The organism is Arthrobacter livingstonensis (genome assembly GCF_003219815.1).
GTDB classification, from domain to species: Bacteria; Actinomycetota; Actinomycetes; order Actinomycetales; family Micrococcaceae; genus Specibacter; species Specibacter livingstonensis.
This window is the reverse complement of sequence record NZ_QJVD01000037.1, coordinates 1-12,002: the sequence shown is the minus strand read 5'-3', so window position 1 is coordinate 12,002 and position 12,002 is coordinate 1. Positions and strand designations below refer to the sequence as shown.

At 61.1% G+C, this 12,002-nt stretch carries 11 protein-coding genes; 2 read left to right on the top strand and 9 right to left on the bottom strand.

Annotated elements, in window-relative coordinates; genetic code table 11:
• Positions 1–961: 961 nt before the first annotated feature.
• The 8 genes from CVV68_RS20655 to CVV68_RS20615 all read right to left on the bottom strand — a co-directional run bounded on the left by CVV68_RS20655 (position 962) and on the right by CVV68_RS20615 (position 8,556).
• Positions 962–1,345, bottom strand: coding sequence for a hypothetical protein (locus tag CVV68_RS20655; RefSeq protein ID WP_146238981.1), 384 nt, complete (start codon positions 1,343–1,345; stop codon positions 962–964).
• Between the two features lie 470 nt (positions 1,346–1,815).
• On the bottom strand, positions 1,816–2,229 hold the full coding sequence (locus tag CVV68_RS20645) for a rhodanese-like domain-containing protein (RefSeq protein ID WP_245933690.1): 414 nt from the start codon (positions 2,227–2,229) through the stop codon (positions 1,816–1,818).
• Entirely contained in the window at positions 2,229–2,861 is a 633-nt protein-coding gene (locus CVV68_RS20640; RefSeq protein ID WP_110502884.1) for a bifunctional 4-hydroxy-2-oxoglutarate aldolase/2-dehydro-3-deoxy-phosphogluconate aldolase, read from the bottom strand. Before CVV68_RS20640 ends, CVV68_RS20645 begins: the two co-directional genes overlap by 1 nt.
• 35 nt (positions 2,862–2,896) lie before the next feature.
• The gene (locus tag CVV68_RS20635) at positions 2,897–3,838 is read right to left on the bottom strand and encodes a sugar kinase (protein WP_211320938.1); all 942 of its coding nucleotides are present in this window, start codon (positions 3,836–3,838) and stop codon (positions 2,897–2,899) included.
• A gap of 8 nt (positions 3,839–3,846) precedes the next feature.
• A complete protein-coding gene (locus CVV68_RS20630) occupies positions 3,847–5,415 on the bottom strand; it encodes an N-acyl-D-amino-acid deacylase family protein (protein ID WP_110502883.1) in 1,569 nt (522 codons plus the stop codon).
• Positions 5,416–5,440: 25 nt separating this feature from the next.
• Complete coding sequence (locus tag CVV68_RS20625; protein WP_110502882.1) at positions 5,441–6,730, bottom strand: type III PLP-dependent enzyme domain-containing protein; 1,290 nt, start codon at positions 6,728–6,730, stop codon at positions 5,441–5,443.
• Between the two features lie 18 nt (positions 6,731–6,748).
• A complete protein-coding gene (locus CVV68_RS20620; RefSeq protein WP_110502881.1) occupies positions 6,749–7,141 on the bottom strand; it encodes a RidA family protein in 393 nt (130 codons plus the stop codon).
• A gap of 80 nt (positions 7,142–7,221) precedes the next feature.
• Complete coding sequence (locus tag CVV68_RS20615; RefSeq protein WP_245933689.1) at positions 7,222–8,556, bottom strand: MFS transporter; 1,335 nt, start codon at positions 8,554–8,556, stop codon at positions 7,222–7,224.
• A 139-nt stretch (positions 8,557–8,695) separates the two neighbouring features.
• On the opposite strand from CVV68_RS20615, the gene CVV68_RS20610 reads away from it, so the two are divergent.
• Positions 8,696–9,457 carry a helix-turn-helix transcriptional regulator gene (locus tag CVV68_RS20610; protein ID WP_110502880.1) on the top strand — a complete coding sequence of 254 codons (762 nt, stop codon included), beginning with the start codon at positions 8,696–8,698 and terminating at the stop codon, positions 9,455–9,457.
• Positions 9,458–9,695: 238 nt separating this feature from the next.
• Positions 9,696–10,286 carry an amidohydrolase family protein gene (locus CVV68_RS20605; protein ID WP_306415716.1) on the top strand — a complete coding sequence of 197 codons (591 nt, stop codon included), beginning with the start codon at positions 9,696–9,698 and terminating at the stop codon, positions 10,284–10,286.
• Positions 10,287–11,234: 948 nt separating this feature from the next.
• Here the strand turns inward: CVV68_RS20605 and CVV68_RS20595 are convergent.
• Positions 11,235–12,002: penicillin-binding transpeptidase domain-containing protein (locus CVV68_RS20595; RefSeq protein ID WP_281268314.1), on the bottom strand; the 768-nt coding region annotated here is incomplete at its 5' end.

The window sequence follows — 12,002 nt, the reverse complement described above, 5'->3', positions numbered from 1 at the left end:
TTTTGGCTAACGGACGGTGCCCAGTGCCGGGAGTAGGAAGATCGGAGGGCCAACTTTTGGCAGCCACAGTCGTAAATCGCCCATGCCAGGGAATACGGTGGATTTCCGCGGATTTCCCGCCCGCGGGTTGAAATACGTGACGAGAAACGGCAACATATTTGGCCCCAACACGCCAGAATCGTGACCAACTTTTCGTTCAAAAACGTGAGTGAAACGTGATTTGGCCCTTCGGCGCCACTGGCCTGCGGACTATAACCGCAGGTCAGAACCGTATGGCGCCCCGGGCCGGACTCGAACCGGCGGCCAAGAGAATCTCACCATCTGGAGGTTAAGGGGTGCGGTTGAGTATCAAAATCCGCGTGTTTGCGGTGCTTTCGTTGTTTCCGAAGGCCGTGGCATGTCGGCATTGCCGCAGTTCTTAGTTGAAAAGGGGGAGTAAAAGGGGAGTGGCTGCTTTTCGTTCCCGATGTTCTTTTGGCCTGCGGTGGCTATTGCCGTGAAAACAGGTTTGCCTGAAATGCCCTTCGGGTAACGTCTGGCGCCAGCTGTTCCCACCATTTTACGCCTCGGGCAGCAGCCAAAGGAGATGCACGGTTCACTGGGATTGACAAGCCGTCGACGGTGCCCTGCTTTCATCGCGGCTCCGCTCCAAATTCCCTTATGGCTGTGGCTTTGCGGTGAGGACTTCCCTCGCCCAGGAGTCGTTTGGGGCGCTGACGACGCCGCGCTTCTCGAGCGTCCTGAGAATGTGAGGGCAACATCCTTGGTGGTGTCAAGCACCTCCATCGCAAATTGTGTTGACGCCTTCTGTTGATTACCGATGGCGCTCTTGGCGTCGTTCATCATCTTGTACGTCAGAACACGCGCTACCTCAGGCGAAGCCAACTGCACGGGTGGCAGGGGTGGCGGAACCACAACCTCCGGCACGATCGCGGGCATCTTCGCAGCCATAATGATGGACTTACATACGAGACACGGTGAGCCGGTAAAGGTGACAGTGACCGTCCGGATGGATTGTCAGCCTGCATGGGTGAGTGAGTGCTTCCGTGCGGTGCTCGATGGCGTCGCAGGCGTTGCGAATGAATTCGCGCACGGCGCCCTGGGTCTGGGGGAGGTTCTTCGCGCCTGCGTCGAGGTGTCCGGGCCACAGGGGAGCGACTTCACCGTCGGCGCCAATGTAAGCTTCGACGCGGTTGCGTTTGATGAACTCGGTGAACCCGCCCGGCATGGCCGCGATGTTGAATGGGGGTGCCACGGAGTTGTCTCCGAAGAATGCTCGAAACTCGCCGTCCTTGATGCCTTCGAGTGTGAGGTCCCCGTAGTCGGCCTTGGTCCTGTTGCGCACCCAATTGAAGTTTGTTGCTTGGTTCGGCCTCGCCGTCTTGGCGTTGTTGTCGACCGGAACCAGCAGAGAGTTTCCCCGGGCATGCGTCCGCGACCGTTCGCTCCTATGCAGCATGCACCACATTGCAACTGATGGATGGTCCCTGCACCTTATGCTGACTGAGATCTCCGGTCTCTACGCCGACCTCGTCGACGGGCGAACCGGATCGCGCTGGAAGCCTATGTGGCAGTGCCCGCCGGCGCCATGACGGAAAACTGTCAATGACCGGGGTTGACTGACCGGTGATTGGCGTTTCGGGGATAATCGTCCGCGGTGGGGGACAGTCGGGGCAGCACGCAGGGTGGGCGTAAGACAGCGGAAATCCGTGGTCAACGTCCTGTTCTGTGGAGCGCTCGGCACGCTGTGCGCGGGCATTCGTGCGCCACCAGGGACTACGGGGAATCCACGGCACATCACGGAAATGGTGCCGCCTACTGGTGTGGTTCAGCGGTGACCAGCGGGTCCGGCTCAGGGTGGCTTGTTGTACCTGCAGTCTCAATTGCGAATCCGTTGCGTACCCAGTATTCGTAGCCGCCAATTAGTTCGCGGACGTCGAAGCCGGCAGTGAGCAGTTGGCGTGTGGTGTGGGTTGCGCCGTTGCAGCCCGGGCCCCATCCGTAAACGATCAGGCAGCGGTCGCGGGGGAGGGTTTGTGGCAGGGCATCCAAGGACGCGTTGGGCAAGTGGAGCGCGCCGGCTATATGGCCGTGGTCCCATGATTGCTGTTTACGGGTGTCGATGATCACTGCGGAGCCGCTGGCTTGGGCGGCAGCGGCCGCTACTGCATCGATCTCGTAGGCCAGCTTGGCGTCCACGAACGCGAGCAGCTCGGTCCGGGTTGACACTACTGCCCTGCCGACCGGCGTGGGCCGTCATCGCCGAGCAGCGCTGCGAGCCGGGGAAGCTGGTCGGGATCTTCAAGCGCTGAACCTACGGCGACGACGCGTGCTCCCGCAGCCAGGAAAGCACCCGCGTTGGCAGCATCCATACCGCCGGTGGTGACAAAGTTCGCCTGCGGGAATGGACCGTGCATTGCTTTGATCCATTGGGTGCCCAGCACGGAGGCCGGGAACGCCTTGAGCCACGTCAGCCCCGACTTCAGTGCGAGCTGGACCTCAGTGGCAGATCCAACTCCTGGCATGGGGGGCATCCCAGACTCCGAAGACGCCCGGACGACCTCCAAGTCGAAGCCTGGGCTGACCGTGAAGGCGGCTCCTGCGGCGGCGGCCAGGCGAACATGTTCGATGGAGACCACGGTGCCCGCACCCACTGTTTTGCCCCGCTCACGTCCGGCGTCGGCAACAGCTTCGAGGGCCTTGACGTCTTCCTCTGTCTGGATGGGGAGTTCGACGACGTCGATGCCGAGGTCCCAGGCGGTGGTTGCTACAGCGAGGCTGCGTTCGGTGCCCATGCCGCGAAGGATGGCCATCAGTGGTGCGGTTGTGAACATGTCGCTGAACTGTGCGTTGTTAATCATTTTTTTGCTCTGTCCTTTGAATGCGTGAATTTTGGTTACGTGAGGCTGGATTGGGTGGGGGAGGGGTCGGCGGTGAAGTCACTGGTGGATAGCAGGACGAGCCGCGCGCGTTCGTGGCCTGCCCGCAATCGGACGGCTGTGGGATTTCCTCGAAGGGCCGCAGAGAGGTACCCGGCTGCGAAGGCGTCGCCGGCACCTACGGCCTCGATCACCTCGGTGGGAATGGCCGGTTCGAACACCTGTGTCCCGGCGTTGAATTCGGTGGCTCCCACGTCGCCGTCCTTTACGATGAGCCGCCCGGTGTCCGGCAGTATCGCGCGAACGTCCTCCGGTGTGACGCAGCCCCATAGGGACTGGGCTTCGTCAAGGCCGACGAAGACAATGTCTGCCCGGTTTGCCAGGGCGAGCAGTGCCGGTGCCGCTGCTCCGGCTTGCCAGAGTGAGGGCCGGTAGTTGACGTCGAAGCTCAGTAGGGCTGTATTTGTGGCGACACGTTCGAACACGGCCTCGACAAGATCGGCGCAGGACAGAGAGAGCGCTGGTGTAATTCCGGAGAGGTGAACAATCTCGGCTTGTTCAAGTGGCACGGACGCCACTGTGGAGGGACTCATTCGAGAGGCTGCCGAATCCCGGCGGTAGTAGAGAACGCCGTGTCCGGGGTCCTTGAAATAGACGCCGGTAGTAGCATCTGGATCGTTGGTCGCCCATTGAACGTCGACTCCATGGAGTTCAATGGAGGTTCGGATGCGGTGGCCGAGAACGTCATCTCCCAATACGCTTACCCAGGCCGAGGAGACGCCAAGGTGCGCGGCGTGGCTGGCCACATTCGACTCTGCACCACCTGGATGAAGACTCAGTTTTGCTGCCGTTGCCAACGGTTCGGCGTGCTCGGGCGTGAGCATCATCATCGTCTCGCCGATGGTGATCAGACGTGGAATGGGTCCGGCGGTTGCAGTTGTCCGTGCAGTGTGTGGCATCGATAATCCTAGTTTTTGGTGTGTTCGCGTCGAAGGCCTCGGCCGGGTGTGGTGGTCGCGAGTCTGCCGCTGGCCAGGACCTGTTGGCCGGCCACGACCACGTCGTCGATTCCTATCGCTTCGGCGAGGGGTTTTTCGTAGGTGGCGGTGTCAGCTACCGTGTGTGGGTCGACGACGATGAGGTCGGCCTCCCAGCCTGCCGCGATCCTGCCTCGTTGTCCGAGGCTGAAGCGCGCTGCCGGGGCGGTGGACAGGTGCTGTACTGCTTCCGGCCATGACCAGGTGGGTGTTTCGCGCACGTATTCGCGCAGGTATCTGGCGAAGGTTCCGCGGGCGCGTGGATGCGGGTGGGCGCCGATGAAGATGCCGTCGGAGCCGCCCATATGACCTTCGTGGGAGAAGATGGTGGCCAGTTCGACGACGGAGCGCTGGTGCGGCACCGCCATGACGGCGTTGACCTCCAGTTGGGAGGCGGCCAGCAGGTCCAGTGCAATCTCGATTGCATCGGTGCCGGCTCGCATGGCTGCGGCTTCAAGGGTGAGGCCGTGTGCCCAGGCGAATTCGGGGGCGGCAATGTGGGCCAGGGTGATCATTGAGGGCCAGTCGGGTCCCAGGCTTGCGTTGCGCTCTACTTTGGGGAACCAGTCTCTGCGCAGTCGCGTCCGCTCACCAGGGTCGCTGATGAGATCGACGACCGTCTCGACGGGTAATACGGAAAGTTCCGGCGGCAGCAGCGGCATGGCCAGTAAGGTGCAACCACGGGTATAGGGGTAGGCATCGAAAGTCGTGTCAACTCCCAAACTCCGGAGGTGCTGCAATTGGCTGCTGATGATGGCGGCCTGCGCGTGAAAGTGGGAGATGTGAACGCGGGCGCCCGATTCCGCCGCGATATGGGCGATCTCAGTAATGCCGGCGGCGGAATTCGCCTCATAGCCTCCGCGCATATGCGTGACATAGAGCCCTCCGGCGGCAGCGACTGGACTGCACAATGCGGCGATCTCATCAGCGGTTGCGAAGATGCCCGGCACGTAGTCCAACCCGGTGGATACGCCGACAGCTCCTTCGCGCATCCCTTGCTCCACCAAGGCGACCATGCGTGCGATCTGCGATTCGTTGGCCGGAGCGCTGGATCTTCCGCAGACTTCTGAACGTACGGTTCCCGCGGGGACAAGGTAGGCGAAATTGAGCCGGGACCGGCCCTGGACCGCTGCGAGATAGCCGGCTACGCCGCCTCCGTCATAGTGGGGGTGCCGGCCATTGATGGCGGCGAAGTAGTTACTCGCGTACTCGCCGCTACCTGGTGCATAGGAGACCCCGTCCTGCCCTGTCACCACCGTCGTCACGCCTTGTTTCAGCAGGGCCTGTTGAACGGCGTTGTCCTCCACGAGTCCGTCGGTGTGTGAATGGACATCGACGAATCCGGGCAGGACGAGACGGCCATGGCACTCGATGATCTGATCACCTGTCGACGGCACGACGTCGCCAACCGCCGTGATCGTCTTTCCTTCGATGGCGACGTCGGCCCTCCGCATGACGCCGTCGTCGACGACGGTGCCCCCGCACATCAGCAAACGCATGTTGATTTCCTTTCAGACTTGTCGGTTAGAAGAAGGTCCGGATGAGGCCCACGACGTGGTCGCTGTCTCGAGAAGCGACCATGGGCAGGTAGTGCCACTTGTCGAACGTGGTGCACGGATGCGACAGGCCCAACGAGACCACCGCTCCGATTCCCACGTCCTGGCCGGTGAGCCCCAGATAGCTGTGCTGGTCATTCATGGCCAGGATCGAGGCGCCGTCGAGTTGCATCCATTCGCTGCCGAGCTCGTCAGACACCTGTCGGGGGATCGGCAGCCCCTCGTCGAAGGGGAAGTCGCGCTTGCCGCCGTCTATCAGTGCCAGTCCCGATTCGGGGTGGGAGACCACCCTGGCCAGTCCCCAAATTGCAGGACGGAGTTTTTCAGAGCCCGGCAGGTCTTCCGGCATTCCCTCGTCGAGGGGGGAGATGCAGCGGTAGAACCCGTCGTCGTGCGTGATGTAGGCGCCGCTGCGCAGCGTCCAGAGCGTGTGCTGGTCGTTGATCATCGCGGCACCGTACACCTCGGCGACGACGTCGAAGTAGGCGCTTCCTCCCGCGGTGACGTAAATTTCCCCGTCATCGTAGAGTCCGCCCAATTCCTGGTGCAGTTGGACCTGGCGCTGGAGATAGGACCGTACGGCATCCAACGCTTCCGCCGAGCGGTCGTGGCCGAGGGAGCCCTCGTAACCGCCCACGCCCGCCAGACGGATGACATCTGAAGCGGCCGCGTACCGGGCGACCTCAACGGCCTCCGCCACGGTGCGTGCCCCGGTCCGCCCGTCGGGCGCTCCGAGCTCAACACAAACGTCCACGGGCCGTGGAGTCCCTGCCGCTCGTAGAGCCCGCTCCATGACCTTGATCGTCGCGACCGAGTCGGCCCAACAGAGGAAGCGAAACTCAGGGTCGGCAAGTTCGGCTGCGAGGTAGCGCAAGGACCGCTCATCGACGACGGCGTTGGCCAGCATGATGGAGTCCAGGCCGAAAGTGCGCGCGGTGCGGACCTGGCCCATGGTGGCAAGAGTGATTCCTGTGCACCCGGCGTCGAGCTGGCGTTGCCAAAGCTCCGGGGCCATGGTTGTCTTTCCATGCGGCATGAGCTTGAGCCCGCGCGATGAACACCACTGCGCCATCAAGTCCAGGTTGCCTTTGATCGCACTGTCATCCAGTGCGACGATCGGCGTCCAGAACTCGGAGAGCCTGGGCTCGCTGGCAAGAAAATCCTTCACTGTCAGGCCGAAGGCGCGTGCCGGGATTCCCTTGTCGACTGGGGATAGCCGCTCATTCCCCAACTGCTCCAACAGTAGCTCTTGTGTCATCGCTTCTTCTCCCGGGTTCTACTTGCCTGAGGGCACGGCGGCGACGACGTCGATCTCGACGAGGATGTTCGCCAGCTGCGATCCGACGGTGGTGCGCACGGGGTAGGGCTCGGAGAAGAACTCCTTGTAGGCTTCGTTGAATTCAGCAAAGTCCGCCAAGTCCGCAAGGTGCACGGTGGTCTTGACGCAGTCGTCCATGGTGAGACCTCGCTCGGCGAGAATGCTCTGAACGTTACGAAGCACCTGCCGCGTCTGGTCGGCAGCGGAGTCAGGGACTGTCCCGGTAGCGGGGTCCTGGGGGCCGAATCCTGCCGTGTAGAAGAATCCGTTGGCCTCAACACCTTGGCTGTAGGGGCCGGCGGGCTGGGGAGCCTTGGTGGTGTGGAATGCGGTCTTTGAAGTTGACGTCATGGAGTGTCCTTTTCTGGTTGAGCTCTGTAGGTATATTTTTAAATGTATCGGCGTATGTCGTGCTGGCCGGACAGGCTCAGCTACGTGTACAGCCGACCTGCGTTCTCGACGTCGGGCCGGAACGAAGCATAGGCGGTGGCAATGATGCCGATGAGTGAGATGACGGCGGCGTAGACGATCACCGGCCACACACTGCCAAAGGCTACGGATAGTGCGGTGGCGATGAGCGGGGCGAAGCCGCCACCGATGGTGTTGGAGATCTGGTAGCCGATATTCACGCCGGTGGTGCGGGCTTCGACGTCGAACATCTCAACGAGCATCGTCTGGAGCGTGCCCTGCATGGCTACCCCTGGTATGACGAATCCAATGATCATGCCCAACCAGATGAGAACTGCCACCTGTGTGCCGTAGAGAACGAATGTGGGGTAAATGAGCAGGGCGAAGCCGATGCAGCCACCGATGTAAACTTTGCGCCGGCCGATCTTATCCGACAAACTTCCCCACAATGGGGCTGCGAAAATCTGCAAGACACCCACGATCATCGTACCGATGAAACCAACTTGTGCATGGGTTCCCTTGGAGACCATGTAAGCCAGCCCGAAGGTCAGCACGATGTACCCGGCGATGCTTTGTGGCAGACCAATAAGGATACCTAGAATTGCGTTCTTCGGATGGCGGAAGACATCCTTGAGCGGTGAGTTGCGCGTTTTTGGCTTGAGTGCCCGTGCGGCAGCAAGTTCCTTGAATTCATCGGATTCTTCCAACTTGGAGCGTAATACGACCGCGACGATTGCGAGAACCGCGGCGAAGACGAAGGGGATCCGCCAGCCCCATGTGATGAAGAACGACTGCGATCCGGAACCAACTGCTGTCATGAGTCCGGCAGAGGCGACATTGGCGATGCCGGCCCCGCTGATCAGGAGTGCTCCGAAGAGCCCGCGCCGGCCTGCAGGTGCATGCTCGACGACAATCGATGCTGCCCCTCCCATTTCGCCACCCACGAAAAGTCCCTGGAACATACGGAAGAAGAGGAGCAGAATTGGCGCAGCAATGCCGATGGTACTTGCGGACGGAATGAGGCCGATGCCTGCCGTGCAGACACCCATTCCAATGACTGTGATCATCAGAGACGTTTTGCGGCCCATCTTGTCACCAATATGGCCAAATACGAGGCCGCCCACTGGGCGAAGCAGGAAACCGAAGGCGAAGCTTGCAAAGGATGCCAGCGTTCCTACGACAGCACTGTCGTGGGGGAAAAATACCGCAGGGAACACGGTGGCTGAGGCCAGCCCGTACAAGTAGTAGTCGAAGTATTCCATCAAGGTGCCGATTGCCCCACCTGCTATGGCACGGCGTTGTTTACTCGAAAGTGCCGACATCGGTGATGCCGGCCGCACCTGCTGTAGTCCTGTCATGGGAGCCTCCTTGCCCGCCGCGAAACATGAGTGATGCCGCTCACTAAGACGCGGCTGAATCAAAATTAGCACCACTTGAACAGTTTGTCTACGAGCTTTACAATTTGTATATGTTGCTTTTGGCGTATAGGAATGACTTATGAGTGAGGATGGTACGACGGTGAGTTCCACACAGCCCCTCGGAGACAGTCTTGCGTACATGGGAACGTATGAGTCGGTGGCCGACATTCTCATGGTCTTCCGCCCCGTTATGCACGCAATGGCCGCCGCTGCCGGGCCTGGCTGCGAAGTCGTTTTGCACGATCTTTCGGCTCCAAAACCCGATCTCGGCCACACGATCGCGGCGATTGAGAACGGACAGGTCACGGGACGCGAGATCGGTGGGCCCTCCTCGAGTCTGGGGGCGGCGGTGCTTCACAACCAGTCGGCTGATCACAACGCCTTCGGGTACCGTGGCCTTACGAGTGACGGACGCCAGCTGCGTTGCTCCTCCGTGTATTTTCGCAACTCGGCTGGCCGGATTATTGCCGCGTTGTGCGTGAACGTTGACGTAAGCGCGCTTCATCAGGCCAGGAACCTACTCGAGGGCCTGCTGCCACAGGATTCACCGACCTCACCGGAGCAGCCAAACGAGTACTTCGGACAGGACCTGATCGGCGTGATGGATGTGATGATTGCCGAAGCCATCCGCGAGACCGGAAAATCTACGGACCAGATGAGCCGTGGCGACCGCATTTCCGTGCTCACCAAGCTGGATCAACAGGGCGTTCTACAGATGCGGAAGGGAATAGAAAGGATCGCAGCACGCCTGGATATCTCGCGTGTTACGGCCTACGCGTACCTGGACGAAGCCCGGAGCCAGATCCTTGCCCCGGCAGGTGATGCTGCCGGCGCAATCTAAGCGAGCTGCGAAGTCCTTGGACCTGTCCGGGCTCGTGTCGAATATGTCGAGAGGAGTTCGCCGGAGGCCCTGGGTCATGTCGTGAAAGTGCGGAAATTGTCGTGGGGTTCACCACGTGGTCCAGCCGTTGTTTCGGATACCCATTGGGCCCGCGGTAGGCGGCTGAATTCGGGCGTTTCGGTCGGGGAGGCGCAGCCCCCTGTCAAGTCGAGCTTTGCCGTATTGACAGTGTCAACACATTTCAAGCCGGACTGGCCCGTGTTGCGTCGGACAAGGCCGGATTCCGCATGTTTCCGCGGAACGTGATCCGCGGAATCGCGTCGAACACCTGCAGATGGCATCGGCCAACGACATCTCGTCGCTGGTCGCGTCAGGCTCCGTGGCGTCCATTTTTGCCAATCATGTCTACTACTGGGGCGATCGGCACCGCGACAGGTTCATTGGTGCTGAACGTGCCGCGAGGATTGATCCGACCCGTGATGCGCAGGACAGCGGCCTCCACTTCGGCATGCACTCGGATTGCCCCATCACGCCGATGGACGCCCTGGCCACCTTCCGCACCTCTGCGACCAGGCTGACCAGCGGTGGTTCGGTCCTGGGCGAAGAGCAAAGGCTCGACCAGCAAGCGGCACTGCATGCACTGACTGCGGACAGCGCCTACCTGACCCACGACGAGACCCACTTGGGCACCCTGGCAGCCGGCATGGACGCCGACCTGACCATTCTTGACCAAGACATCGTAGGCCTTGCCATTGAACAGTCCCAGAATGTTTCAGCCGTAGCCACCGTAGTGGGCGGGGACTTCGTCTTTAATCGTGGGGGGTTTTAGCAGGCCAGCATCATCCAGCCGAGAAACACTAAACCCCGAGAGTCTATGAAACCCGGCGCAGTGTTCTGTTCCACGAATAGGACGATCGGAGGGCCAACTTTTGGCAGCCATAGCCTGAAATCGTCCAGGCCTTGAAAAACCGCGGATTCCCGCCACCAGTTGAAAAACGTGACGATAAATGGAGTCTGATTGGGCCACAAACACCCCAGAAACGTGACCAACTTTTCGTTCAAAACGGGAGTAAAACGTGATTTGGCCCTTCGGTGCCACTGGCCTGCGAAGTATAACCGCGGGTCAGCGCCATGTTGTGCCCGGGCCGGACTCGAACCGACGGCCAAGGGAATCTCACCGTCAGGATGTTCAGGGGTGGTGCTGTCTAACAAAATTCGCGTATTCTCGGGAACTTTCGCCGTTGGTGGTGCCGACGACATGTCAGTGGTTGGCGTGGTTTTCGGTTGAGTTAGATGGGTGCCTCTTGGCGCCTATCGACGTCATCGCGGATTAGACTGCCTCTATCTTCGAAAGCAGGTTCATCATTCATCCCTCGGCAGTGCAGGTTGCCTTCCGTGACTACGAGTTTTACGCCTGAAGCCTGGGACGGGTGCGTTGGTGAGCAGTTGGCGCATCAGGGACCGGAGGCGGGCTTCTCGACAGTGGCAATAGTTCCTGGCCACCGGCCACCATTGATGATGGTGGACGGCCCGGCGGCCGCGGCCAGGCGCCCTGATGCGAAGGCAGTGACACCTCTGATTAACTGTACGGCCCGCGACGTGCCGTAGCCGGGGCTCTTCGCGGGCGAAGCCATGTGGCAGGACGCGCCAGCTTGTCCGAGCATGGGGGTTGGGCAGCAGCGGCAGCCACCACTCCGGTACCGGGCTGGGCCTGCCGGACGGGACCGTTCTGCTGACGGCGTTGCCTGGCTCGACTTCGGACGCCCCGGCTGCCTGATCAGCCCTTCTTGTGCTTGGCTGGCGTGTCCTTCCTTCCCGGCGCCTTGGGCTGCTGTTGCGTCTTGCCTGTGTTGTGCTGTTGCACGGGTACGCCGCTGCCGGCCATGGGGTTGTTGGTTCCGGCGATCAACGGGGCCGTTTTACTGAGCATCTTCGCTGGGGGCGCAGTCAGCGGTTTGCGTGCATAGCTGCCCGCGGCGGCGTTCATGACGGCGGCCCAGTTGGAGCCGGCCAGCTGGTTGCCGTCGATGTTGGGGTAGTAGACGCCGTTGATGGTGATGTTTTGGTTGTGCCATTGCGCACCGTTGCCCTGGTAGCTGCCGAACCAGGCTGCTGTGGCGATGCCGGAGTTGGCGCCCACCGTCCAGGTCTGGACGTTCCAGTCGGTGGTCCCCGTTTTGGCAAAGGCCGTGTCCTTGTCATTGAGCGGGATGGCATAACCCGAACCGTTGGTGAGCATGTAATGCAGTGCGTGCGTCACCCCTGCTGCCACTTCCTGGGTCATGGTCCGCTGGCAATTGGCGCCGGGCACCGGATAGCCCTTTCCGGTTGAATCGGTGATGGAGGTCAGCGCGATGGGCTGGCAGCGCACGCCGCCGCTGGCGAAGGTGGCATACGCCGTGGCCATGTCGATCGGGGCCACTTGCACCGAGCCAATCAGGTTGGAGATCTTGGAGACGTCATAGGGTTTGTTGGTCTGGCCATTTTTCAGGCCCGCCGCCGTCGCCATCTTTTGGATGTTGCAAAAGTCAAGCTGCGTGGCCGT